Here is a 25,736-nt window from a genome sequence, read left to right as displayed (position 1 = left end):
CTCCAGTGAACCAGGCTTTCATCTTGAGCGAAAATGGCATTATGATTAATGTCCAGTTTTAAAATAGTGGACTGCACATGTCATCTCGCCGCTTCGGAAGCCAGTCATTGGTACGCCTGTTAGGCCACTGGCAACAAACCTCGTCCCGAACCCCGCTCTGGCGTCAGCTGGCGGATGCGTTACGCCTGTTAATTCTTGATGGCCGACTGGCGCTTAACACCCGTCTACCCGGCGAGCGGGAGCTGGCCACTGCGCTGGATGTGAGCCGGACCACCATCAGCAGCGCACTCGCCCATCTGCGTGAGGAAGGTTATCTTGAAAGCCGCCACGGCAGCGGTTCACGCGTGATCCTGCCCGACACACGCGCCGTGCCAACCCTTTCAGCAGCCAGTGCCGCGCTGGATCTCTCCACCGCTGCGCTCAATGCCGGGCCTGAGATCCACCAGGCCTATACCCATGCGCTCACGGCCATTACGCAACATCTCTCGCTTACGGGTTACGATCAGCTTGGGTTGCCGGCGCTGCGGGAAGCCATCGCCGCACGCTATACCGCGCGGGGGCTTCCGACCCGGACAGACGAGGTAATGGTGGTCAATGGCGCGGTCAGCGGTTTTGCGCTGGTCCTGCGGATGATGACCGGCCCGGGGGATCGCGTCGTGGTCGATCATCCCACTTACCCGCTGGCGATCGCCGCCATTCAGGGGGCGCAGTGCCGTCCAGTGGGCGTGTCGCTGCCGGAAACGGGCTGGGATACCCATGGGTTTGCCGCAACGCTTGCCCAGACAGCGCCGCGCCTGGCCTACCTGATGCCCGATTTTCATAACCCTACCGGGCGATGCATGGATATTCCCACCCGTCAGGCAATCACCGAGATTGCCGCGCAAACCCGCACGACGCTGGTAGTAGATGAAACGATGGTGGATCTGTGGTTTGACTCGCCCCCGCCGCCGCCGCTGGCGTCATTCAACCCGCAGGCCACCGTGATAACGTTAGGCTCTGCCGGAAAAAGTTTCTGGGGCGGCCTTCGTCTTGGCTGGATCCGTGCCTCCTCGCGCACCATCGCTACGCTTGCCCAGACGCGGGATACCCTGGATTTAGGATCGCCCATGCTCGAACAGCTGGCGACGCTGTGGCTTATCAATAACAGCGAAACGTTTTTGCCCGCTCGCCGGAAGATGCTGGCAGAACGGCGAGACCAATGCGGCGCGCTGTTGCGCGAGCACTTCCCTGAATGGACATTCCATGAAGCGGAAGGCGGGCTTTCCTACTGGATTGAACTGCCGGGGATGCTGGCAACACAACTTGCTGCACGCGCAGAGATACTGGGAATCAACCTGGGGACCGGCACGCGGTTTGGTTTATCGGGTGCGTTTGATCGGTATTTACGTATGCCCTTTTCACTCGATCCGGCTGAGCTTGAACAGGCATTACTGAGAATTAAACCCTTGTGGCTCGCCCTGAATAAAAACGTGCCATCAATAAAAAGAAGTCTGGTTTGATATAAAAAATTTGAAGTGGATCATAAAATAAAAACTGCTGACTGTCACAGATACAGTCAGCAGTTTTCACCATTCAGGATTTAGTGCTGAGGAGGAATAGGAAAACCTTTCAGTGAAATAACGAAATTTTCACCGTCTTTCTTTATTTTTGCGCCGGTATCACACCAGTCAGACGCAATACGAAAGAACTCATCACTTCCTACATTCCAGCCAAGACGTACATGCTTCACGTAGCCTGAACGCAACAGATCGCAGGCCTCGTTGTAGTCACTGGCAGTTGACAGTTGTTGTTTCATTTTCTCTTCTTAAGAATTTTACGTAGAGCCTTGATTTCTTTAGGAGTAAATGGAGAAACACTCTCTTCTTCCGTATGCTGGTTATCAATATCCTCTTCCGATACTCCCGCCTCTTCTACCGCTTCGAATGCCAGCAGCAGCAGTTTCTCTGTCGTCACGCTTAAATTCTCGTTATTAACTTCAGCATAGTGGCGAAGTCTTTCTTTTAGCGCTTGATCAATCTTAACGTTTAACACCGCAGTAGCCATGTTTGTCACTTCCCTTCGGAATAAGTACTTTATTTAATACACGAACTTACCAATGTTATCCAGATATATATTTTTAAGTTATGACAGAAAAAAGACATCCGATATTAAAATGACAGTCTATTATTACAGGTTTATGACAGTAATATTTCAATGCAATGAAATATATATTACATGCAGTCAGTAAAGTCCTAATAACGTTGTGGATTAAAGGCTATTCGAAGCGAAGAGAAACAGGGAGAGTGTTGATGAGAGCAGAAATGGGTGGGGGCCCTGCCAGCTACATCCCGGCACACACGTCGTCTGCCCTGGCTGCTTCCTTCCGGACCTGACCTGGTGAACAGAGTAGCGTTGCGGGAGAACCAACAGAGCCCCCATTGAGAGCGTTGATAACCAACGCGCTGGCGCATTATCCCTGTGCTTACCGCCAATTGCAAGCGACCCGCAACCGGATGCTGGTTTCTTGCGCAAACTGGCGCAGCAATTGGGTTTATCTTCGTTTAACATGACTGTCCAGACATTCCCCACAGGTAGACGTATGGACGAACATGACTCCTTTCCACAACGCGTATGGCAAATTGTGGCCTCTGTGCCGGAAGGTTATGTCACCACCTATGGCGACGTAGCGCGTCTGGCCGGTTCTCCGCGTGCGGCGCGGCAGGTCGGTGGCGTACTGAAAAGGTTGCCGGAAGGAAGCACCCTGCCCTGGCATCGGGTGGTAAATCGTCATGGGGCGATCTCGTTGACCGGGCCTGATCTGCAGCGCCAGCGTCAGGCGTTACTGTCAGAAGGGGTGCAGGTGTCGGGGTCAGGACAGATTGATTTGCAAAAGTACCGCTGGGTGTATTAAACCCTCTCCCGAAGGAGAGGGTTTGAAGCGTTACATCTGGGTCGGAGGGGTTGGCAGAGACGGTTGGTTAGTCTGTGGCGCAACCGGCACTTCGGTTTGCTGTACCGGAACCAGGTTCAGGTCAACTTTTGTCCCGCCGTGGTTAATCGCTTCCTGCACCGTATCGGTGATAAACACCAGTTTATCGTTGATCGTTACTGCTGCGCTCAGGAGGATACGGGCATTAGGCTGCACGTCTGATGGGTTATACGGCAACACGAAGCTAAACGGTGCCTGCTTACCTTCCGTACGCACGGCACGCTGGGCCAATACTTTAGACGGCGCGTCTGCCAGGGAAGCATCAGACAGGGTTACCGTTAATACCGCATCTGGCGGTAACGCGACTTTCTGTTTAATCCAGATAGTCCCGGAAACGTTAGGCTGCTGAATGGACTGCTGTGAGAGTGTATTAATCCCGTTTGGATCTGCTGCTGGCACCGGCACCTGGGCGCTCTTTCCTGCACAGGCGGACAACGCCACCGCAATTGCTACACCACTTAGCATGGGCACGAGTTTCATTGAAGTCTCCTTATCATCAATGCACCAGCGGGATCGATCCCATCCGATGTCGTTTCAATCACATAACACAGGTAAGTTTGGCACAGATCACTGATTTATGCCTAAAATTGTCCAGATATTCAGATTATTCTACCCATCGGACCACTTTCATTTCTGCGTTATACTCTGCCTATCTTTCGCTACGGCGTTTTATTGAGGACAACTATGAGTCAGGCACTGAACAATCTGCTGACATTACTGAATCTGGAAAAAATTGAGGAAGGACTCTTTCGCGGACAGAGCGAAGATCTGGGCTTACGCCAGGTCTTCGGCGGGCAAGTCGTAGGACAAGCGCTCTACGCAGCAAAGGAGACCGTCCCTGCAGACCGTCTGGTGCACTCATTTCACAGCTACTTCTTACGCCCTGGTGATAGCGCGAAACCCATCGTGTATGACGTTGAGGTATTGCGGGATGGCAACAGCTTTAGCGCGCGTCGTGTCGCGGCGGTTCAGAATGGCAAGCCTATCTTTTACATGACCGCCTCGTTCCAGGCGCCGGAACCGGGTTATGAGCATCAGAAAACGATGCCACCCGCGCCGTCGCCAGACGATCTCAAATCCGAGACCGATATCGCTCGTGCGCTGGCGCATCTGCTTCCACCGCAGGTAAAGGAGAAGTTTCTCTGCGATAAACCGCTTGAGATCCGCCCTGTCGAATTCCATAACCCGATGAAAGGCCACACGGCCGAGCCAAAGCGCCAGGTCTGGATCCGCGCTAACGGCACCGTGCCCGCGGATTTCCGCGTTCATCAGTATCTGCTGGGTTATGCCTCAGATTTCAACTTCCTGCCGGTGGCGCTGCAGCCGCACGGCGTGGGCTTCCTTGAAAAAGGGATGCAGGTGGCCACCATCGATCACTCCATGTGGTTCCATCGTCCGTTCGACATGAACGAGTGGCTGCTCTACAGCGTGGAGAGTACTTCGGCGTCAAGCGCGCGCGGCTTTGTGCGCGGTGAGTTTTACACTCAGGATGGCGTGCTGGTCGCGTCGACGGTGCAGGAAGGGGTAATGCGTAACCGCGGGTGATGTTGTACTGCGGCCCTCTCCCGACGGGAGAGGGAACAAAACGAAAACGGCAACCCTGGGTTGCCGTTTTGCTTATCAGGCGTTGTACGCATTCTCGCCGTGGCTGTTGACGTCCAGACCTTCGCGTTCCTGCTCTTCCGGAACACGCAGACCGACGGTCATATCCGCCAGCTTATAGCCGATGAAGGCCACAACGGCAGACCACACGACGGTGATGGCAATACTTTCCAGCTGCACCAGCACCTGGTGAACCATGGTGACGCCTTCTGCGTAACCCACGCCACCCAGCGATTTCGCCGCGAAGATACCGGTCATGATACAGCCGACGATGCCGCAGACGCCGTGTACACCGAAGACATCGCACGGGTCATCGACGCGCAGAACACGTTTCAGCGCCGTCACACCCCACAGACCCGCCAGACCGGCGACCAGCCCGACAAGCAGCGCGCCGCCAACACCGACGTAGCCACAAGCTGGCGTGATACCAACCAGACCGGCAATTGCACCTGAACAGGCACCCAGCAGCGAAGGCTTACCGCGTACTGCCCACTCACCAAATACCCATGAGAGGATCGCACCCGCCGTTGCCACAACCGTGTTCACGAAGGCCAGCGCGGCGATTTCGTTTGCTGCGCTTGCTGAACCGGCGTTGAAGCCGAACCAGCCAAAGTAAAGGATCGCTGTACCGGTAAAGACCATCGGCAGGTTGTGCGGTTTGAACGCTTCTTTACCGAAGCCCACGCGTTTGCCAATCAGGTATGCCCCTACCAGGCCCGCCACCGCGGCGTTGATGTGTACAACGGTACCGCCTGCGAAGTCCAGCGCGCCATGGCTCGCCAGCAGACCGCCACCCCAGACCATGTGCGCAATCGGCACATAGGAGAGCGTCAGCCAGACCACCACGAAGATCAGTACGGCGGAGAAGCGAATACGCTCAGCCAGCGCACCGACGATCAGCCCAACGGTGATACAGGCGAACGAGCCCTGGAAGGCAACGTGAATATATTGATAGAAACTGCCCATCAGCGCGGTCAGTTCGATGTTTTTCAGCATGACCCAGTCAAAGTTTCCGAAGAACGCATTGCCCGTGCCGAAGGCCAGAGAGTAACCGTAGACCACCCACAACACGCAAACCAGCGCGAACGTGACGGCAACCTGCGTCAGCATGGAGAGAACGTTTTTGCCACGGATCAGGCCGCCGTAGAACAGCGCAATGCCCGGAATGGACATGAACAGCACCAGCGCGGTGCTGATCATCATAAAGGCGTTATCGGCTTTGTCTGCCACCGCAGGGGCAGCCAGTGCCAGGCCCGGCAGCAGTGCCAGCGAACCCAGACCCGTTTTGATTGTTGCTATCTTCATTTTCTCGATCCCTATCACTGTGTGCCAGGAGTTACTTACAGTGCCGCTTCGTCAGATTCGCCGGTACGGATGCGAATGACGCGCTGCAATTCGGCAACGAAAATTTTGCCGTCGCCAATTTTGCCGGTGTAGGCCGCTTTGCTAATGACATCAATAACTTCATCAAGCTGGTCATCAGCAATCGCGACATCAATTTTTACTTTTGGCAGGAAGTTAACGCTGTATTCTGCCCCGCGGTAAAGCTCGGCATGACCCTTCTGACGACCAAAGCCTTTCACTTCGGTGACAGTCAGTCCCTGAATACCCATGGAAGACAATGCTTCACGCACGTCTTCGAGTTTGAATGGTTTGATTACAACCGTAACCAGCTTCATAGATCCCCTCCAGTCAGAATTCGGTAATGGCCGCCGCTAATACGCAGAAGACATTGCAAGGGGTGTGCCAGAAATGAAAACCTGAGGGAAACGCGCTGCAATGAGCTTTACACGAGCGTGTTTAACGAACCGGTGAAAAAAAACGCACCATGACAGTGCACGGTGCGTTTCAGTTTTGCACCAACAGTAATGACTGTTAGCACGCTGCCTTGTTTTGGTGCATCAGGCGCTGAGGGACTCGTCCTCACGCACGCTGGCGGCCAGCTCTTCACCGGCCAGCTGCAGCTGATACATCTGCCAGTAGCGCCCTTTTGCTTCGAGCAGCTCCCGGTGCGTACCGCGTTCGACGGCCTGACCGCGATGCAGCACCAGGATGGTGTCTGCGTCGACAATCGTTGAAAGACGGTGTGCGATAACCACCAGCGTCGTGTGGTCACGCACCGCGGCCAGCGCCAGCTGGATAGCCTGCTCAGTACCAGAGTCGATGCTGGCGGTTGCTTCGTCGAGTATCAGCACCTGCGGCGTTTCAATCAGCACCCGCGCCAGGGCCAGAAGCTGCTTTTGTCCTACCGAGAGGTTATTCCCCTGCTCACCGAGCCGGGTATTGATCCCATCGTTAAAGCCGCGCGCCAGCTCTGCCAGCTGCACGGTTTCCAGCACATCCCACACCTGTTGCTGGGTATAATCTCGCCCCAGGGTGACGTTGGCGTAAAAGGTATCGGCCATGACTACCGGGTCTTGCTGCACCATTGCAACGCCTTTGCGCAACACATTGTGGCTCAGTGATGCGAGCGGACGACCATCAATGCGAATTTCACCCTGGCTGACCGGGTAATAGCCCATCAACAGGCTGGCGAGGGTACTTTTTCCGCTGCCGGTATGCCCCACCAGCGCCACAAAGCCGCGCGACGGCACATCAAGAGAGATGTCCTGCAACACCAGACTGTCTTCACGGTAAGCAAACGAGACCTTATCAAACGTAATCTCTCCGCTTTGCAAAGGACGCTCATCATCGCCGTAGGTCTGACGTGGGCGGTCCATCAGTTCGAACACGCGCTCCCCCGCCACCACGGCCTGTTGCAACATAGACTGCTGGGTGGTGAGTTCTATCAACGGTTCATTAAGGCGTCCCAGATAGCTGATAAAAGCGTACAGAACCCCAACTTCAATTGTTCCGTTCGCGCTCATCCCGAAAAGCATCAGCAGGCCACAGAGAACCAGCGCCGAGAAGAGGCTCAGCAGCGGACGCAGCAGGAAACCGTCCAGTCGCAGCGTCTGCATGCGCGCCATATAGTGCGACCGGCTGGCTTCCCCCATGCGTTCACCAAAGCGAGCCTGCTGGCGGAACTGCTGAATGACGCTCATGCCGTTGATCACTTCGTTGAAGCCATCGTTGATATCGGCCAGATAGGCCCGCACCCGACGCACAATCGGCGTGCTGTAGCGTTGATAGATGACCATTACAATCAATACGGCCGGGAAGATGGTGATCGCCACCAGAGCCATACGCCAGTTGAGGCTGAACATCGCCACCAGCATGGCGCCAATCAGCGCCGCGCTGCGCAGCACGGTTGCCACGACGGTGACATACAGATCGCGGATCACCTCGGTATCGTTGGTCACCCGGGATATCACCTGCCCAACCGGCTGGGTATCAAACTCGCTCAACGGCTGGCGTAGCGCCGCATCCATCACATCCGTACGTAACTTCTGCACCACGCCCACGGCCGCCCGGTTAAAGAGCAGAGACTGGGCGTAATGCAGTGACGCCGCAGTCAGCTGTAGCCCAACGTAGGCCACACCTAACCCCGCGACGAGCCCCAGCGGCAAATAGCTTTTCGCCACCATATTGTCGATAAAGTAGCTGATGAGCAGCGGACCGCTCACTTCTGCAATCGCGGCAATCCATAGCAACAGCACGGCAAGTGAAAGCGGTTTTCGCCACGGAGAACCATAGGCCAGCAGGCGTTTTAGCGTCGGCCACTGCGTCACGGTCTTACGCATTAGCGTTCTCCTCATCCTGTTCCGGGGCGTCGTCCAGCGCCGCTTCAAGCTGCTGATAACGATACATATCGCGATACCAGCCCGGTTGCTCCGCAAGCTGTTCATGCTGTCCGCGCTGGGCAATGTGCCCGTGCTGTAATACCAGAATTTCATTGGCTTCCGTCAGCGCCGACAGCCGGTGTGCACTGATGATCACCGTCCTTCCATCCCCCCACTGTCGCAGGTTATGCAGGATCTGGTGCTCGGTGCGGCCATCGACGGCGGAGAGCGCATCATCAAGGATCAGGATTTCGGCATTCAGCAGCAGCGCGCGGGCAATCGAGAGACGCTGTTTTTGCCCGCCGGAAAGCATAACGCCACGCTCACCCACTTCCGTTTCATAGCCCTGTGGCAGACGCAGAATATCGTCATGGACGCTGGCCAGGCGCGCGACGTGCTCAATCTCTTCCTGAGTTGCCGCCGGGCGTCCGAGGGCAATGTTATTCGCCACGGTGTCAGAAAAGAGAAACGGCGTCTGGCTGACCACCGCCAGACGACCGCGCCAGTCATCGAGTAGCAGGTTCGTCAACGGAATATCATGGAAGCGAATATCGCCCTGCGTGACGTCAAAATGACGTTGAAGCAGGGAGAGTACGGTACTTTTCCCGGCGCCTGTCGGACCGCAGATACCGAGCATCTGACCCGGTTTGAGCGTAAAGCTGACGTTCTCCAGTACCGTATGTTCCGTTTGCGGATACACAAACTTACGGACGTCGACATTCATCACGCCGCGCCCGTCCGGTACCGATTCGCTACCGTCATTCACCACTGGCGCTTCGGCCAGCATCGCGCGAATACGGCTGTAGGCGGCGCTGCCGCGCTCTACGATGTTAAACATCCAGGCCAGTGCCAGCATCGGCCATATCATCAGCCCCAGGTACATGGCAAAGCTGGTCAATTGCCCGAGGGTTAGCGAGCCCTGCACCACCATCCAGCTCCCGCCACCAATGGCCAGCAGGTTTGCCATGCCAATCGCGACATAGATTGTCGGGTCAAACCGCGCATCGATACGCGCAACGCGCATGTTCTTCGCCCCCGTGTCGGCGGCATCGGCTGCAAACAGCGCGGATTGTCGATCTTCCAGGCCAAACGCTTTGATCATGCGGATGCTGGTCATGCTCTCCTGCGTACGGTCATTCAGCGAGGAAAACGCCGCCTGCGCCAGCTTGAAGCGCTCATGAAGCTGTTCGCCATAGCGGTTGATCGCCAGCGCCATCAGCGGCATAGGCAGCAACGCCAGCAGCGTGAGCTGCCAGCTTATCTGGGTGGACATCACAATCAGAACCGCACAGCCCATCACCAGAGAGTCCACCAGCGTTAACACCCCTTCCCCGGCGGCAAACACGACGCGGTCAACGTCATTGGTGGCGCGAGCGATAAGATCCCCGGTGCGATGACGCAGGTAGAACTCGGGATGCTGGCGGCTCAGCTGACGATAAAAATCTTCACGCAGTTCGACGGCCAGCTGATAGGACGCGCCAAACAGCAGTACCCGCCAGACGTAGCGCAGCAGATAGACAATGATGGCCGTCAGCACCAGCGTGCCGACCCACATCAACACCCGTGCGGTGGTGTAATGCTGTTCTGTAACGCCATCCACAACGTATCCCACCACTTTCGGTGGAATTAACTGCAGGATGGCAATGATAATAAGCAGGGCCACAGCGCCGAGGTAGCGTTGCCACTCCCGACGAAAGTACCAGCTTAATTGGGCAAATAATCGCACGCGGTTTGTTCCTGAAGGTATGGATCCGGCTACGCCGGGAAGTTATTCAATTAATCAATGGGTAGTGCTGTGGTGTATTTAATCTGTTCCATGGCGAAGCTCGAGGTGACGTCCGACAAGCCCGGTACGCTGTTAACCAGCCGCTTGTAAAAATCATCATAACGCTTCATGTCTGCCACCTGGACGCGCATCAGATAGTCATACTCTCCCGCCATGCGCCAGAAACCGAGCACCTCCGGCATCTCGGAGACCTGTGTTACGAAGCGGCTGTACCACTCGCTGCTGTGATGTTGGGTTTTTATCAGGACAAATGCCGTCAACCCAAGCCCCAGTTTTTCGGGATCTAAAAGGGCGACTCGCCCCAGAAGGATGCCGTCATCTTCAAGCTTCTTGAGGCGCTTCCAGCACGGCGTGGTGGTCAGATTAACGGCATCTGCCAGTGCCTGCAAAGAGAGGGTACAGTCACTTTGCAGTAAAGAAAGCAGCTTACGGTCTATTTTATCTAGCATACCCACCTCACAGAGAAAAATTTTCTCCCTTCATTCTATTTTAAAGGCCATATAGCAACAATTTTTTCTGTGCTTTTCGCTATGCTGGGCACAAAATGACAAACGGATAAATACGATGAATAGCGCCTGGGTTAAACATGCCATCAGCGAAATCAATGCCGACTATCAGCGCTCGGCGGACACCCATCTCATTCGCCTGGCTCTGCCGGGTTTTGCTGGCATCCAGCTGTACCTGAAAGATGAAAGCACCCATCCCACCGGTAGCCTGAAGCATCGCCTGGCGCGTTCGCTCTTTTTATACGGTTTGTGTAACGGCTGGATTAAGGAGGGAACCACGATTATTGAATCCTCCTCCGGTTCAACCGCCGTATCCGAAGCCTACTTTGCCCGCCTGCTGGGCCTGCCGTTTATCGCCGTGATGCCCTCCTGCACCGCGAAACGAAAAATTGAGCAGATTGAATTTTACGGTGGACGCTGCCACTTTGTGGAAAGCGCCTGCGAAATTTACGCCGCGTCTGAAATGCTGGCCCGTGAGCTGAATGGCCACTATATGGACCAGTTCACCTTTGCGGAGCGAGCCACAGACTGGCGCGGCAATAACAACATTGCCGACAGTATTTTCCGCCAGATGACCCACGAACCTCACCCTGTTCCGTCGTACATCGTGATGAGCGCCGGTACTGGCGGCACCTCAGCCACCCTGGGACGTTACATCCGCTGTCAGGGCTATGATACGCAGCTGATGGTGGTGGATCCGCAGAACTCGGTGTTCCTGGACTACTGGCAAAGCCGCAATGCGGATCTGCGCAGCCCGGTGGGCAGTAAGATTGAAGGAATTGGCCGCCCGCGCGTGGAGCCTTCATTCATTCCGGACGTGGTGGATGAAATGCTCCGCGTGGCGGATGCCGCCAGCGTGGCAACCGCGCACTGGCTGGAGACACAGATTGGCCGTAAAGTCGGTGCTTCTACCGGCACCAACATGTGGGGAGCCCTGCAGCTTGCGGCTCGCATGCGTGAAGAGGGGCGCACCGGCTCTATCGTCACCCTGCTCTGCGACAGCGGCGAGCGCTATCTTGAGACCTATTACAATGCGCAGTGGGTTCAGGCAAACATCGGCGATATTGAGCCGTGGAAAGCGCAGATTACGCAGCTGGTGAAATAAAAAAAAGCCAGACCGGGGTCTGGCTTGCTGGAAGGGTCTCACTATTCGGGGGAATATGGGAGGTTGTTGTTGTCCAGCCAATGCGTCAAAAAATGAGACACTGCTTCGTTACCGCAGTGCCCGATAACCGGTAGATGGGGAAGCTCTGCCTTCAACTGCGGCATCGCATTTCCCATGATCAGACCGCGACCAACGCTGCCCAGCATTTCGCGGTCGTTCATGGCGTCGCCAAACGCCATACATTCCTGCATCGTTAAGCCCAGGTGATCGCTCAGTACCGCCAGCGCCGATCCTTTATTACACCCAACCGGCAAAACCTCGAGACAGTCCACCGCTGAAAAGGTCAGGTGCGCCCGGTCGCCTAACGCGTCATTCAGCTGAATGCGTAAGCGACAAAGATCGTCATGATCGCCGCAGAAACAGATCTTCGTCACCGCGTGAGCCGGAATACGGCGCAGATCGATAAGCTGATAGCGGAAACCACTGTAGACATGGGCGTGCAGCAATGCCGGAATGTCATGCCCGGTAAACCAGCCGTTATCGTTAAAGACATGAACGCTGGCCCGGGTGTCCCAGGTGCTGTGCAATACGATATCTGCCACTTCCGGGTTGAGATCCTGACGGTGGAGAACATCGCCTTCGACAGAGTGAATGCGCGTCCCATTGCCGGTAATAAGAAAAGCATCCAGGGAAAACGCCCCCAGCAAATGGCGCATCTCCAGCACATGACGGCCGGTGGCAAACGTCAGGGTGACATCACGTTCGTGCAGGCGCTTAAGAGTACTCAGGGTTTTCTCACCCAGACGGTGATCCGGCATTAACAACGTACCGTCCATATCAAACGCAGCGAGACGAGCCATGATTACTCCTGAAATGTGATGCGGTTAACTTGTGCATCAGTATTGCGTGAGATATACGGAAGTAATAGTGAATAGATGATGATTATTGTTCAGGGTTTCTCATGCGCCAGCTTAACCGACTCAACCAGTACCACCGTTTGTGGCAGCCTTCCGCTGGCGCGACGCAGCAGGCCACCATCAGCGAGCTGGCCGCCCGCTGTTTTTGCAGCGAACGGCATGTCCGTACGTTACTGCGTCAGGCACAGGAGGCGGGCTGGCTTAGCTGGCGAGCGCAGTCTGGCCGCGGTAAGCGTGGGGAGCTGACTTTCCACGTCACCCCGGAGTCACTGCGCAATGCGATGATGGAAGAGGCGCTGAAGCGTGGGCAGCAGCATAACGCGCTTGAGCTGGCCCAGCTGGCACCGGAGGAGCTGCGGTCACTGCTTCATCCGTTTTTAGGCGGCCAGTGGCAAAACGATACGCCGACGCTGCGCATTCCCTATTACCGCTCGCTGGATCCACTGCATCCCGGCTTTTTACCCGGTCGGGCGGAACAGCATCTGGCAGGACAGGTCTTTTCCGGGCTGACGCGTTTTCACGGTAACAGCAGCGAACCGACGGGCGATCTTGCCCATCACTGGGACGTGTCGGAGGACGGGCTGCGCTGGCATTTTTATATTCGCTCCACGCTTCACTGGCATAACGGTGATAAAGTCGAAACGGCCCAGTTACAGGAGAGTCTGAATGCGATGTTGACGCTCCCGGCCATGCACAGGCTTTTTCAGAGCGTGCTGCGCATTGAAGTTACCCATCCGCAGTGTCTGACGTTTATTTTACACAAGCCCGACTACTGGCTGGCGCATCGGCTGGCAACCTATTGCAGCCGTGTGGCGCACCCGGCACAACCGATGACAGGCAGCGGACCTTTCAGGCTCACCGCGTTTAAGCCGGACCTGGTTCGTCTGGAAAGCCATGAGCAGTATCACCTTAGCCACCCGCTACTGAAGGCCATCGAGTTCTGGATCACCCCTCAGTTATTTGATCAGGGGCTTGGAACCAGCTGCCGGCATCCGGTACAAATCGCGATCGGGGAGCCTGACGAACTGACCCGTTTGCGGCTGGTGAGTAACAGCATCAGCCTGGGGTTTTGCTACCTCACGCTGAAGCGCAGCCCGCGTCTTAGCGAAATGCAGGCAAGACGCCTTATCAACATCATTCACCTCTCAACGCTTCTGCATACTCTTCCTCTGGATGAGGGGCTTATCACCCCAACGCAGGAGGTGCTGCCGGGCTGGCGTATTCCTGAGTGGCCGGATCTCACGGATGTCCCTTTGCCTGAGACGCTGACCCTGATTTACCATTTGCCCGTCGAGTTACATACCATGGCGAGTCAGCTAAAAGCGTATCTTTCCCGCCAGGGCTGCGCGTTAACGGTCATCTTTCATGATGCCAAAACGTGGGACGGATGTCAGCATCTTGCCGACGCGGACCTCATGATGGGAGACAGGCTGATTGGCGAAGCACCGGAATACACCCTTGAGCAGTGGCTTCGCTGCGATGCGCTATGGCCGCACCTGCTGAGCGCGCCGCAACATGCCCATCTGCAGGCGACACTGGATGCCGTTCAGACTCAGGCTGACGAGCATGCCCGGCATCGCGGGCTGAAAGCTATTTTTACCCAACTCATGGAGAGCGCGGTGCTGACACCGTTGTTTAACTACCAGTACCAAATCAGCGCGCCCCCGGGAGTCAATGGCATACGGCTTAACACCCGCGGCTGGTTCGATTTCACCGAAGCCTGGCTCCCGGCCCCCAAATCGTGAAGAAGCTGGTCGTCGCCGTAGTCAGACGGTAACATGATGTTTTTACCGTAACTGTCGAGATGATTTATGAAACGTGCCGTCGTCGTGTTCAGCGGAGGACAAGATTCCACTACCTGCCTGGTTCAGGCGCTTCATCAGTACGATGAGGTTCACTGTGTCACTTTCGATTATGGTCAGCGACATCGCGCTGAAATCGACGTCGCCCGTGAACTGGCGCTGAAACTGGGCGCGCGCGCGCATAAGGTGCTGGACGTTACGCTGTTAAATGAACTGGCCGTCAGTAGCCTCACCCGCGACAGTATTCCCGTTCCTGACTATGAACCTGATGCCAGCGGCATTCCGAACACCTTTGTGCCAGGCCGCAATATTCTCTTCCTGACGCTGACGGCGATCTACGCCTACCAGGTGAAAGCCGAAGCGGTGATCACGGGCGTGTGTGAAACCGACTTCTCCGGGTACCCTGACTGCCGTGACGAGTTCGTGAAGGCTCTCAACCACGCCGTGAATCTGGGGATGGCAAAAGAGACGCGCTTTGAAACGCCACTGATGTGGCTTGATAAAGCGGAAACCTGGGCACTGGCAGACTACTGGGGCAAACTGGACATGGTTCGCAGCGAAACCCTTACCTGCTACAACGGCATTAAAGGTGATGGCTGTGGCCAGTGTGCGGCCTGTAATCTGCGCGCAAACGGACTGAATCACTATCTGGCCGATAAAGCGGGCGTGATGTTGGCGATGAAGAAAAAAACCGGGCTCAAATAAGCCTCTTTGACCGTGCTGGCGAACAGAATATCGACAGCACGGGTCATGAACACAACGCGTCTAGACGATCATCAACTGCAGTTTTTCCCGCAACTCCCCTTCCAGCGGCAGCGCTTTCTGGGTTTTCAGATCAATACAGACAAAGGTGATCAGCGCATCGGCAACGGCCTGGCCTTCAGGATCCAGCGTCACCGCCTGGGTTAACACGCCGCTCTTGCCGTTTAACTGTTGAAGCTGGCTGGTGATGGTCAGCACATCTCCCAGCACGGCCGGGCGACGGTAGTTGATATTGATGTTGACGACCACGAACGCGATGTTGTGCGCGGTCATCCACTGAAAGCTTTCGCTGCTTTCCAGACCGTCCCAGCGCGCTTCTTCAAGAAACTCAAGATAACGGGCGTTGTTGACGTGCTGGTAAACATCGATGTGGTAGCCGCGTACTTTGATTTTTGTCTGCATAGCGCAATAGCCTTTACTGTTGTTATAGGATAAGAGGTCATGACTGGTATGACCTCTTTATCCTGGCAAAATTTTGCCGCCGTGCAAGTAATTATGTGATTACAACGTCAGGTGTGAGAGGTTGCGCTCAACCAGCGCTCCGCCCATACCGGGCACTTGCTTAAGATCGTCAACCGTTTTGAAAGGACCGTACTCTTCGCGATAGCTGACTATCGCCTGCGCTTTTTTTAGCCCTACGCCATTCATTACCCGGGCGAGATCCTCTGCCGATGCCGAATTGATACTGACTCGCGTACCGTCATCATCCACGCTTTTTCCGGCATCCGTGGCTTTCGTCTGGCCAGCTGCGGGTGCCGCTGCGTCAGGCCTGGTTTGCACCGCCGGTGTTTTCGCCGCAGGTGTCGTCGCCAGCGCACCTGCGCTCATCCCGGTGGTGGCAATCGCCAGAGTAATGAACAGAGCCTTGATTCCACATTTCATGCTGTTATCTCCTTGTTTGTTGACAGCCAGGCCACAATATCCAGCGCTATAACCCGGCACAAACGGCAGATTGCAGAAATGGAAAAGGCCGCGAAAGCGGCCTTTAGTTATTGCAGAGCGTTACGAAAATATGCGAGCAAATACGTAATTATTGCTGCTGAGTCATCACGTCACCGAGCTTGATTTTGGCTTCTGTGCGCAGGTTGCTCATCATCGCTTCGAAAGCAATCTGGGCATTGTTCTGGGTAATACCCTGCACCATCGCTTTCTTCTGCTCTTCAGGCATCGTGCCTGCTTTCACGTCGTCCAGTGCGAGCAGAACGACGTTACCCTGCATATCGGTAGTGGTACCGAAGCTTGGTTTATCCTTCGCAGGCAGGCTCAGACCGAACGCTGCCTGACTGACAGGATCCTGACCGGTACGGCTCAGCGTTTTTGGCTCACCGAAGCTCAGACCTGCCGCTTTCAGCGCATCCTGTTTACCCGCTTTCAGGTCAACCAGTATCTTCTCAGCATCCAGTTTTGCCTGCTGTTCCGCTTTGTTGTGCTTAACCTGAGCAACCACCTGATCTTTCACTTCTGCCAGCGGTTTAATCGCTTCTGGTTTGTGCTCGCTGACGCGAAGAACAAACGCACGATCGCCGTCGACGGTAATGATGTCAGAGTTGCTGCCCGGCGTGCCGTTCTCGCCAACCAGACCACCGTTGAAGATGGCATCAGCAACCGGTTTGAAATTCAGCTCTTCCGGCAGGTTGTTACGACCGAACCAGCCGGTCTCAACCGCTTTCACCCCTGCAGCCTGCTCAGCACCCGCCAGAGATTCGTTGTCGTTGCTGGCAGCATCACTGACTTTCTGTTGCAGCGCGTAGTATGCATCCAGCGCTTTTTCCTGCTTCACTTTCGCTGCGATATCATCGCGAACGTCAGCCAGCGGCTTGGTTTTCGCGGCCTCGATGTCATCCAGACGCGCCACCAGGAAACCAACGGAAGATTTAATGACACCCGAAAGCTGGCCTTTGTCTTTCAGACCGGCATTTTTCAGTTCGTCAGGCGTGGTGCTCTCTTCCAGCCAGCCCATATCACCGCCGTTTTTAGCAGAGATAATATCGGTGGATTTCGCTTTCGCGAGGGAGGCGAAATCAGCACCCTTATTCAGCTCATCCAGCACGGCTTTGGCATCTGCCTCAGTTTTGGTCTGGATCACGCTGTAGCGGTTACGCTGCGGCTGAGTGAACTGATCCTGATGCTGATCGTAATAAGACTGAATTTCCGCGTCAGAGGCTGTTTCCTGCAGCGCGGCAGCATCCAGCTTGATGTAGCTCACACGGAACTGTTCTGGAGCAACGAAGTTATTCTTGTTCTGCTCGTAATAGGCGTTAATGTCCGCGTCGCTAACCTGCTGCTTCGCTGCCAGAGCATTCACATCAATGGTCGCTTCACGTACCACGCGCTGCTGTGCAACCAGGGCTGCCAGCTCTTCCGTCTCACCTTTGAGCATGAAATCAGTGCCAACGACGGCATTGATGAGCTGTTGGGTTGTCAGTTGATTACGCAGAGCCTGAGCGTATTGATCGGCAGTCATGCCCATCTGATTAATGATGCCGTTGTAACGCGCATTGTCGAATTTGCCGTTAGACTGGAAAGCCTGAGTCGATAAGATGGCTTTTTTAACCTGCTCATCGCTGATGCCCAGGCCCAGTTTTTTCGCGTATTGATCCAGCAGCGCTTCGTCGATCAGACGGTTCAGGGTCTGTTGGCGCAGGGATTTCATATACCCTTCGTTTGCCGCGAGTTCAGAGAATTGGTCGCCCAGCTGTTGCTGCATACGGTTACGTTCACCGGCAAAAGCATTCTCGAACTGACCACGGCTGATCTCCTGGCCATTCACTTTTGCGGCATAGTTCGCGCCACCGCCGATAAGGTAACTGCTCACGCCGGTCAATATGAACGACACGATAATGATACCGAAAATAATCTTGAGCACGAGACTGTTAGCAGCCGTGCGTAAGCTGTCCATCATGGTGTAACAACACTCCGCTGTAGGTGACTGGTTACCTGACGCTAACGGAAAATCCTGCCCGTCGCGCGTAAAGGCGTATTGTGACAAGAAAACGGTGCGATTGTCAGCCCACAACTCGCATAAACTCGCACAAATCAGGCCTGGACAAACAAAAAAGGCACATCAAATGATGCGCCCTTGTACTATTCGGCTTCCCTGAGATGGGAAAGCAATCAGTTTACTGCGTCTTTCAGCGCTTTACCTGCACGGAAACCCGGCACTTTAGCGGCAGCAATGGTGATCTCTTTACCGGTCTGAGGGTTGCGGCCAGTACGGGCAGCACGCTCTTTAACAGCAAAAGTACCGAAGCCTACCAGTGCAACGTCGTCCCCAGCCTGCAGAGATTCAGTAACAGAAGCAATTAATGCATCTAACGCACGTCCAGCTGCAGCTTTAGAAATATCAGCACCAGCAGCAATTTTGTCAATCAGTTGAGATTTATTCACTGTTCTCTTCCTCTCTTTATAATTTATATCGCGCCTGAATCCTTCACAACGCGACCGCGCAGCAGTTATATCAGGCCTGCCATGACCTTACAACACCCGTTGTTGATGGCTGGCCTAATCAGCAATCTAAATTAGCTATACAAAAAAAGGCTGGCAAGTGCGAAATGACTTACCAGCCTTACTTTTATTGACGCTCTTTGCGCGAGGTCACTATTTTGCGGTTACAACCTGCATTCCGGAAGGTTCATTCTGCAGGGCGAGAGTCAGAACTTCCTCAATTCGCTTCACAGGATGAATCTGCAGATCGGCAATCACGTTGTCCGGAATCTCTTCCAGGTCGCGTTTATTTTCGTAAGGGATCAATACGGTTTTGATCCCACCACGGTGTGCCGCCAGCAGTTTTTCTTTTAACCCACCGATTGGCAGCACCTGGCCACGCAACGTGATCTCACCGGTCATTGCCACATCGGCACGCACCGGGTTGCCGGTAAGGCAGGAAACCAGTGCGGTACACATGGCGATACCTGCGCTTGGGCCATCTTTCGGCGTTGCCCCTTCAGGCACGTGCACGTGGATATCGCGTTTCTCGTAGAAATCAGGGTTGATGCCCAGTTTCTCCGCGCGCGCGCGTACCACGGTCAGCGCGGCCTGAATCGACTCCTGCATCACTTCACCCAGAGAGCCGGTGTAGGTCAGCTTGCCTTTACCCGGGACACAGGCGGTTTCAATGGTCAGCAGATCGCCACCCACTTCCGTCCATGCCAGACCGGTGACCTGGCCCACGCGGTTTTCATTGTCCGCGCGACCATAGTCAAAGCGCTGAACGCCCAGATAGGCATGCAGGTTGTCGCCATTGATCACGATGTGTTTCAGGCTCTTATCCAGCAGCAGCTGTTTAACCGCCTTACGGCACAGTTTAGAGATTTCGCGCTCAAGGCTACGCACGCCCGCTTCACGGGTGTAGTAGCGGATGATGCCAATAATCGCGCTGTCCTCAACGGTCAGCTCGTTGGCTTTCAGCGCGTTACGCTCAATCTGCTTCGGCAGCAGGTGCCGTTTCGCAATGTTCAGTTTTTCGTCTTCGGTATAACCGGAGAGACGAATCACTTCCATACGGTCCAGCAGCGGCGCCGGAATGTTCATGGAGTTCGAGGTCGCGACAAACATGACATCGCTCAGGTCGTAATCCACTTCGAGGTAGTGATCGCTGAACGCCACGTTCTGTTCTGGATCAAGAACTTCCAGCAAAGCAGACGCCGGATCGCCACGCATGTCCGAAGACATTTTGTCGATTTCATCGAGCAGGAACAGCGGGTTTTTAACGCCCACTTTCGCCATCTTCTGGATCAGTTTACCCGGCATAGAACCGATGTAGGTACGACGGTGACCGCGGATCTCCGCTTCATCGCGTACGCCACCCAGCGCCATACGGATATACTTACGTCCGGTCGCTTTGGCGATGGACTGACCCAGAGAGGTTTTCCCTACCCCCGGTGGTCCCACCAGGCACAGAATCGGGCCTTTGATTTTGTTCACACGGCTCTGGACTGCGAGGTACTCAAGAATGCGGTCTTTCACGCGCTCAAGGCCGTAGTGGTCGGTATCCAGGATCTCCTGCGCCTGACGCAGGTCTTTTTTGACCTTGCTGCGGGCATTCCAGGGAACCTGAACCATCCATTCGATATAGCCGCGCACGACGGTCGCTTCAGCCGACATTGGAGACATCATTTTCAGCTTCTGCAGTTCTGCTTCGGCTTTCTCTTTGGCCTCTTTCGGCATTTTCGCCGCGTCGATCTTACGCTTCAGCGCTTCGTTTTCGTCCGGCGCGTCATCCATCTCGCCGAGCTCTTTCTGAATGGCTTTCATTTGCTCATTCAGATAGTACTCACGCTGAGATTTCTCCATCTGCTTTTTAACGCGGTTACGAATACGCTTCTCAACCTGCAGCAGATCGATTTCAGACTCCATCATCGCCATCAGATATTCCAGACGTTCGTTAACGTCGGACATCTCCAGCACGGACTGTTTGTCAGCCAGCTTCAGCGGCATGTGTGCAGCGATGGTGTCCGCCAGACGCGCAGGATCGTCGATGCTGTTCAGCGACGTCAGCACTTCTGGTGGGATTTTCTTGTTCAGCTTGATATAGCCTTCGAACTGGCTAATCGCGGTGCGCACCAGCACTTCCTGCTCGCGCTCATCCAGCTGAGGTGATTCAAGGTACTCTGCCTTGGCAGAGAAATGCTCGCCATCGTCAGACAGGGTGGTAATACGCGCACGCTGCAAGCCTTCTACCAGCACCTTAACGGTGCCGTCAGGCAGCTTCAGCATCTGCAAAATAGAGGCCACGGTCCCGACGGTGAAAAGATCGTTTACACCCGGCTCATCCGTTGATGCTTCTTTCTGCGCCACCAGCATGATTTTTTTATCATGATCCATGGCGGCTTCGAGGCAACGGATAGATTTTTCCCGCCCTACAAATAAGGGTATGACCATGTGCGGATAAACCACCACATCGCGCAACGGCAATACGGGGATTTCAATGCGTTCAGAACGCTCAGGATTCATAGAGCTCTCTCTTAGTTTAGTGTCCGCCAGGTAAACTGGTCATGTCACTGTGCTTCACATAACCATTAACATGTATCCAGTATATGGGGATGTTTCCCACACATTCAACGCCGCGTATACGGAAAAATAAAAGGGGAGATAAAATCCCCCCTTTTTGATTAACTGCTTGTATGATTTGGTGAATTATTCGCCAGATGCCTGTTGCGCTTCCGGCTTGCCATAAATCAGCAATGGCTTGGTCTGGCCGCTAATGACCGACTCATCAATCACCACTTTCTCAACATCTTCCATCGACGGCAGATCGTACATGGTGTCAAGCAGCGCCGCTTCCACGATAGAACGCAGGCCACGTGCACCGGTTTTACGGATCATCGCTTTCTTGGCAATCGCGTCCAGCGCTTCGTCACGGAATTCCAGCTCAACGCCTTCCAGATTGAACAGCGCCTGATACTGCTTGGTCAGCGCATTTTTCGGCTCTTTCAGGATCTGGATCAGCGCGTCTTCACTCAGTTCGTTCAGCGTTGCCACAACAGGCAGACGGCCAATGAACTCAGGAATCAGACCAAACTTGATCAAGTCTTCTGGCTCAACCTGTGACAGCAGCTCGCCTTCGTTCGGCTTTTCGGATGAGGCTTTCACCGTCGCGCCAAAACCAATGCCGGAGCCGGTTTCAACACGGTGAGAGATCACTTTATCCAGACCGGCAAACGCACCACCACAGATGAACAGGATCTTGGACGTATCAACCTGCAGGAACTCCTGCTGAGGATGTTTACGGCCACCCTGCGGTGGAACGGCTGCAACCGTACCTTCGATCAGCTTCAGCAGCGCCTGCTGCACGCCCTCACCCGATACGTCACGGGTGATGGACGGGTTGTCAGATTTACGGGAGATCTTGTCAATCTCATCGATGTAAACAATCCCGCGCTGCGCTTTCTGTACATCGTAATCGCATTTCTGCAGCAGTTTCTGGATGATGTTTTCTACGTCCTCACCCACATAACCGGCTTCGGTCAGGGTGGTGGCATCGGCCATTGTGAACGGAACATCCAGCAGACGCGCCAGCGTTTCAGCCAGCAGCGTTTTACCGGAACCGGTTGGACCGATCAGCAGAATATTACTTTTACCCAGTTCTACGCCATTGCTGGTATCACCGTTACGCAGGCGTTTGTAGTGGTTGTATACCGCCACGGCAAGCACTTTTTTCGCCTGCTCCTGACCGATGACATAGTCGTCAAGATGATGACGAATTTCATGCGGCGTTGGCAGCGCGCTGCGCTCGCGGTGAGGTGCTACTTCTTTAATCTCTTCGCGAATAATGTCGTTACATAAGTCAACACATTCGTCGCAGATATACACGGACGGCCCGGCAATCAGTTTACGCACTTCATGCTGGCTTTTGCCGCAAAAAGAGCAGTACAGCAGTTTGCCCGAACCATCTTTGCGTTTATCTGTCATGAGTCCAAACCTCTTTTTAAGTTCTTTGTGCCGCACATGACGACGCAAATGCCATTTTCAGACGCAAGCTGCTTTTAGCAACATGCCGCCCTACCTGAGTATAGCGGCACACTCGCGTCACGGGCATCAATTACGATGGGTCAAAACGGAGTCGACTAAGCCGTACTCAACAGCCTCAGAGGCAGAGAGGAAACGATCGCGCTCGGTATCGCGCTCGATCTGCTCAAGAGATTGACCCGTATGCTGCGCCATAAGTTCATTCATGCGCGCTTTTACTTTCAGAATTTCGCGGGCGTGGATTTCAATATCCGTCGCCTGCCCCTGATAACCCCCCAGCGGCTGGTGAATCATCACGCGGGAATTTGGCAGGCAGAAACGCTTACCTTTAGCCCCTGCGGTTAACAGGAACGCACCCATAGATGCAGCCTGACCCATACAGATAGTGCTGACATCTGGCTTGATGAATTGCATGGTGTCATAAATGGACATACCTGCCGTGATCACGCCGCCCGGGGAGTTAATGTACAGGTAAATGTCTTTTTCCGGGTTTTCCGCTTCCAGAAACAGCATCTGCGCCACGATCAGGTTAGCCATGTGGTCTTCCACCTGGCCGGTCAAAAAGATAACGCGCTCCTTGAGCAGACGGGAATAGATATCAAAAGAACGCTCACCACGTGAGGTCTGTTCAATAACCATTGGCACCAGAGCCATATGGGGTGCAAAGTTATCTCGTTCGCCACTGTATGACATTTCCGTCTCCTGGATCAAAATTGAAAACACCTGCTGTACTGATTGTAACCTTACGGACGGATTATCAGCCAGTCTCAATCATCGTGATTACACACTTATGGGGTTCATACTGCCCTATTTCAAGCATAACAACCTTTTGTTGTTACGCTAACACTGAAAGGGCGTTTTAGCACTCTTCCTGGGGTAAAGCCGTGATAAAAAAAACCCGTCGCCGGAAGGCAACGGGTTTTTTGTTCAAACTTTAAACCCTGGGGGCGAAATTACGCCTGCTGGTTCATCAGTTCGTTGAAAGAGGTCGCTTTTTCGGTCACTTTCGCTTTCGCCAGTACCGCTTCAACAGCCTGCTCTTCCAGTGCAACATTGCGCATGTTGTCCATCAGCTCTTTGTTCTTACCGTAGAACTCGATCACTTCTGATGGATCTTCGTATGCAGAAGCCATCTCTTCGATCAGGCCTTTCACACGCTCTTCGTCAGCTTTCAGCTCGTGGGTACGAATCACTTCGCCCAGCAGCAGGCCAACAACAACGCGGCGTTTAGCTTGCTCTTCGAACAGCTCGCGTGGCAGTTCCATCGCTTGCTGCTGGTTGCCACCGAAACGCTGTGCAGCCTGACGGCGCAGAACGTCGATTTCGCTGTCAATCAGGGCAGCCGGAACGTCGATTTCGTTCGCTTTTACCAGACCGTCAATCGCCTGAGATTTCACACGGTTACGTACAGCGCCGTTCAGCTCACGTTCCATGTTTTTACGCACTTCGGTACGCAGACCGGCTACAGAACCATCTTCCACGCCGAAACGCTTGATGAATTCTTCAGTCAGTTCAGGCAGTTCGCGCTCTTCAACTTTCTTCAGGTTGATAACGAACTTCGCTGCTTTACCTTTCAGGTTTTCAGCGTGGTACTCTTCCGGGAAGGTCACGTCGATGGTGAGCTCTTCGCCCGCTTTGTGACCTTTGATACCGTCTTCGAAGCCTGGGATCATACGACCCTGGCCCATTGCCAGTACGAAGTCAGACGCTTTACCGCCTTCGAACTCTTCGCCGTCTACAGAACCGGTGAAGTCGATGGTCACACGGTCTTCCGCGTCAACAGCACCTTCTTTCTCTTTCCAGTTCGCCTGCTGCTTACGCAGAGTGTCCAGCATGCCGTCAACGTCTTCGTCAGTCACGGAAACAACAGGTTTTTCAACTTCGATAGATTCCAGACCTTTCAGCTCAACTTCCGGGTACACTTCGAACTCTACGGAGTAGGTGAAGTCTTCGCCCTGTTTGTATTCGCCTGGAACGTAATTCGGCGCACCGGCCGGATTAATTTTTTCTTTGATGATCGCATCAATAAAGTTGCGGCTCATCAGTTCACCCAGCACATCCTGACGCACGGAAGCGCCATAACGCTGAGCAACAACATTCATCGGTACTTTGCCCTTACGGAAGCCGTCAATACGTACTTTTTTTGCTACGTTGACCAGCTCGCTTTTCACAGCAGTTTCGATGCTGTCAGCAGCGATAGTAATCGTTACACGGCGGCCAAGGCCTTGAGTGGTTTCAACTGAAACTTGCATCTTGTTACCTCAAAAAAATCACAGTGCTCGGTCAACTCTGAATCTGTCTGTTATACCGGGATGCTCTCTTAGTGCAGATTCACATTCCCTGTCGCCAGAATCATCCCGAAGACATTCATTAAGACGCGGCATTATAGCGGCATCACTTAGGTGAGTCGAGAACGGTTGGGGCATGTTGCTGCGGCTTTTTTCACACTTTAAGGCTATTTTTAGCCTTAAAAACGCACCATCCGCTCAAAACTCAGACAAAACAAAACGGCCCGGAGGCCGTTTTGAGGAAATCTGTATGCAACATACTGGAAAAGCTCCAGCCGTTGCAAATCCGATTTATCAGGCGATGGTGCCTGCGCCGCGACACGGCGGCGATGCAAATACCGTATCCTGCAAGCCTTCCCATTCCTTAATGGTATAGGTGTGCAATGCCAGCGCATGTACGGTTGTGGAGAGTTCTTCCGTCAAGGTGCTGTAGATCAAGCGATGTCGGTTCAGGAAACGTTCTCCCGTGAAGCGATCGCTGACCAGAACCACTTTAAAGTGGCTTTCAGAACCTGCCGGCACGTTATGACGATAGCTTTCGTCGACGACTTCGAGGAACACAGGGTTGAACGCTGCCCTTAATTTATCTTCTATCTGTTCACGTATCATCATGAAATCACTCCTCCGACAACGCCAGGATGTCACCCATCCCTTTAAATATTAGCCGCTTTTACCGTTTCCATTACAACAAGACAACAAATATTTAGCTTTCGTCTTATTTTCTCATTCAGACGAATGAAGTTCACTGTGAGACTCATACCTTTTGACCTTCGCGCGTGGAGAAAAAGGCGGGGCTGGTCAGTTTTCGGAC

General features: G+C 54.2%; 24 protein-coding genes and 1 other RNA gene. 6 read left to right on the top strand and 19 right to left on the bottom strand.

Annotated elements, in window-relative coordinates; genetic code table 11:
- Positions 1-77 precede the first annotated feature (77 nt).
- On the top strand, positions 78-1,499 hold the full coding sequence (locus AB6731_RS09005; protein WP_025204848.1) for a PLP-dependent aminotransferase family protein: 1,422 nt from the start codon (positions 78-80) through the stop codon (positions 1,497-1,499).
- Positions 1,500-1,579: 80 nt separating this feature from the next.
- Here AB6731_RS09005 and AB6731_RS09000 read toward each other — a convergent pair whose 3' ends face one another.
- From AB6731_RS09000 to ffs, 3 genes are all read right to left on the bottom strand, one after another.
- A complete protein-coding gene (locus tag AB6731_RS09000; protein ID WP_014168888.1) occupies positions 1,580-1,795 on the bottom strand; it encodes a hypothetical protein in 216 nt (71 codons plus the stop codon).
- Positions 1,792-2,043 (bottom strand): hypothetical protein, encoded by a 252-nt coding sequence (locus tag AB6731_RS08995; RefSeq protein WP_020885198.1) that lies wholly within the window; start codon positions 2,041-2,043, stop codon positions 1,792-1,794. The genes AB6731_RS09000 and AB6731_RS08995 overlap by 4 nt, the downstream gene beginning before the upstream one ends.
- A gap of 268 nt (positions 2,044-2,311) precedes the next feature.
- Positions 2,312-2,408: signal recognition particle sRNA small type (ffs, locus tag AB6731_RS08990), an RNA gene on the bottom strand.
- Between the two features lie 170 nt (positions 2,409-2,578).
- Here ffs and AB6731_RS08985 point away from each other — a divergent pair.
- On the top strand, positions 2,579-2,890 hold the full coding sequence (locus AB6731_RS08985) for an MGMT family protein (RefSeq protein ID WP_025204849.1): 312 nt from the start codon (positions 2,579-2,581) through the stop codon (positions 2,888-2,890).
- Between the two features lie 30 nt (positions 2,891-2,920).
- On the opposite strand, the gene AB6731_RS08980 is transcribed toward AB6731_RS08985, so the two are convergent.
- Complete coding sequence (locus AB6731_RS08980) at positions 2,921-3,448, bottom strand: YbaY family lipoprotein (protein WP_014168885.1); 528 nt, start codon at positions 3,446-3,448, stop codon at positions 2,921-2,923.
- A 204-nt stretch (positions 3,449-3,652) separates the two neighbouring features.
- On the opposite strand from AB6731_RS08980, the gene tesB reads away from it, so the two are divergent.
- The gene (gene tesB, locus AB6731_RS08975) at positions 3,653-4,513 is read left to right on the top strand and encodes an acyl-CoA thioesterase II (RefSeq protein WP_020885200.1); all 861 of its coding nucleotides are present in this window, start codon (positions 3,653-3,655) and stop codon (positions 4,511-4,513) included.
- Positions 4,514-4,588: 75 nt separating this feature from the next.
- Here tesB and amtB read toward each other — a convergent pair whose 3' ends face one another.
- From amtB to AB6731_RS08950, 5 genes are all read right to left on the bottom strand, one after another.
- Positions 4,589-5,875: an ammonium transporter AmtB gene (amtB, locus tag AB6731_RS08970; protein ID WP_020885201.1), complete on the bottom strand. Its 1,287-nt coding sequence runs from the start codon at positions 5,873-5,875 to the stop codon at positions 4,589-4,591.
- 35 nt (positions 5,876-5,910) lie between these two features.
- Positions 5,911-6,249 (bottom strand): P-II family nitrogen regulator, encoded by a 339-nt coding sequence (glnK, locus tag AB6731_RS08965; protein ID WP_008503304.1) that lies wholly within the window; start codon positions 6,247-6,249, stop codon positions 5,911-5,913.
- A 222-nt stretch (positions 6,250-6,471) separates the two neighbouring features.
- Positions 6,472-8,253: a SmdB family multidrug efflux ABC transporter permease/ATP-binding protein gene (locus AB6731_RS08960; RefSeq protein ID WP_371006209.1), complete on the bottom strand. Its 1,782-nt coding sequence runs from the start codon at positions 8,251-8,253 to the stop codon at positions 6,472-6,474.
- Positions 8,246-10,018 carry a SmdA family multidrug ABC transporter permease/ATP-binding protein gene (locus AB6731_RS08955; RefSeq protein WP_020885203.1) on the bottom strand — a complete coding sequence of 591 codons (1,773 nt, stop codon included), beginning with the start codon at positions 10,016-10,018 and terminating at the stop codon, positions 8,246-8,248. The genes AB6731_RS08960 and AB6731_RS08955 overlap by 8 nt, the downstream gene beginning before the upstream one ends.
- Positions 10,019-10,068: 50 nt before the next feature.
- Positions 10,069-10,527: an Lrp/AsnC family transcriptional regulator gene (locus tag AB6731_RS08950; protein WP_020885204.1), complete on the bottom strand. Its 459-nt coding sequence runs from the start codon at positions 10,525-10,527 to the stop codon at positions 10,069-10,071.
- Between the two features lie 115 nt (positions 10,528-10,642).
- Here AB6731_RS08950 and AB6731_RS08945 point away from each other — a divergent pair, with 115 nt between their 5' ends.
- Positions 10,643-11,689 (top strand): PLP-dependent cysteine synthase family protein, encoded by a 1,047-nt coding sequence (locus AB6731_RS08945; protein WP_032681555.1) that lies wholly within the window; start codon positions 10,643-10,645, stop codon positions 11,687-11,689.
- A gap of 41 nt (positions 11,690-11,730) precedes the next feature.
- On the opposite strand, the gene cof is transcribed toward AB6731_RS08945, so the two are convergent.
- Positions 11,731-12,549: an HMP-PP phosphatase gene (gene cof, locus AB6731_RS08940; protein ID WP_014168878.1), complete on the bottom strand. Its 819-nt coding sequence runs from the start codon at positions 12,547-12,549 to the stop codon at positions 11,731-11,733.
- Positions 12,550-12,650: 101 nt separating this feature from the next.
- Here cof and AB6731_RS08935 point away from each other — a divergent pair, with 101 nt between their 5' ends.
- Positions 12,651-14,351 (top strand): SgrR family transcriptional regulator, encoded by a 1,701-nt coding sequence (locus AB6731_RS08935; protein WP_371006207.1) that lies wholly within the window; start codon positions 12,651-12,653, stop codon positions 14,349-14,351.
- Between the two features lie 66 nt (positions 14,352-14,417).
- Positions 14,418-15,113 (top strand): 7-cyano-7-deazaguanine synthase QueC, encoded by a 696-nt coding sequence (queC, locus tag AB6731_RS08930; RefSeq protein ID WP_044857055.1) that lies wholly within the window; start codon positions 14,418-14,420, stop codon positions 15,111-15,113.
- Positions 15,114-15,173: 60 nt separating this feature from the next.
- On the opposite strand, the gene AB6731_RS08925 is transcribed toward queC, so the two are convergent.
- The 9 genes from AB6731_RS08925 to bolA all read right to left on the bottom strand — a co-directional run bounded on the left by AB6731_RS08925 (position 15,174) and on the right by bolA (position 25,537).
- Complete coding sequence (locus tag AB6731_RS08925) at positions 15,174-15,572, bottom strand: YbgC/FadM family acyl-CoA thioesterase (RefSeq protein WP_014168875.1); 399 nt, start codon at positions 15,570-15,572, stop codon at positions 15,174-15,176.
- A 99-nt stretch (positions 15,573-15,671) separates the two neighbouring features.
- The gene (locus AB6731_RS08920; RefSeq protein ID WP_079231357.1) at positions 15,672-16,052 is read right to left on the bottom strand and encodes a helix-hairpin-helix domain-containing protein; all 381 of its coding nucleotides are present in this window, start codon (positions 16,050-16,052) and stop codon (positions 15,672-15,674) included.
- A gap of 148 nt (positions 16,053-16,200) precedes the next feature.
- Entirely contained in the window at positions 16,201-18,072 is a 1,872-nt protein-coding gene (gene ppiD / locus AB6731_RS08915; RefSeq protein ID WP_025204855.1) for a peptidylprolyl isomerase, read from the bottom strand.
- A 212-nt stretch (positions 18,073-18,284) separates the two neighbouring features.
- Positions 18,285-18,557: a nucleoid-associated protein HU-beta gene (gene hupB / locus AB6731_RS08910; protein WP_002444653.1), complete on the bottom strand. Its 273-nt coding sequence runs from the start codon at positions 18,555-18,557 to the stop codon at positions 18,285-18,287.
- Positions 18,558-18,767: 210 nt separating this feature from the next.
- Entirely contained in the window at positions 18,768-21,122 is a 2,355-nt protein-coding gene (gene lon / locus AB6731_RS08905; protein WP_014168872.1) for an endopeptidase La, read from the bottom strand.
- A 183-nt stretch (positions 21,123-21,305) separates the two neighbouring features.
- The gene (clpX, locus tag AB6731_RS08900; protein ID WP_020885209.1) at positions 21,306-22,580 is read right to left on the bottom strand and encodes an ATP-dependent protease ATP-binding subunit ClpX; all 1,275 of its coding nucleotides are present in this window, start codon (positions 22,578-22,580) and stop codon (positions 21,306-21,308) included.
- A gap of 126 nt (positions 22,581-22,706) precedes the next feature.
- Entirely contained in the window at positions 22,707-23,330 is a 624-nt protein-coding gene (gene clpP / locus AB6731_RS08895; RefSeq protein ID WP_020885210.1) for an ATP-dependent Clp endopeptidase proteolytic subunit ClpP, read from the bottom strand.
- A gap of 260 nt (positions 23,331-23,590) precedes the next feature.
- Entirely contained in the window at positions 23,591-24,889 is a 1,299-nt protein-coding gene (tig, locus tag AB6731_RS08890) for a trigger factor (RefSeq protein WP_371006204.1), read from the bottom strand.
- A 330-nt stretch (positions 24,890-25,219) separates the two neighbouring features.
- Entirely contained in the window at positions 25,220-25,537 is a 318-nt protein-coding gene (gene bolA / locus AB6731_RS08885; RefSeq protein ID WP_013095855.1) for a transcriptional regulator BolA, read from the bottom strand.
- Positions 25,538-25,736 lie beyond the last annotated feature (199 nt).

The organism is Enterobacter sp. RCC_40 (genome assembly GCF_041360735.1).
Classification (GTDB): Bacteria; Pseudomonadota; Gammaproteobacteria; order Enterobacterales; family Enterobacteriaceae; genus Enterobacter; species Enterobacter ludwigii.
Note: the sequence above shows the minus strand (reverse complement) of the source record. Positions and strands in the feature narration are given on the sequence as shown.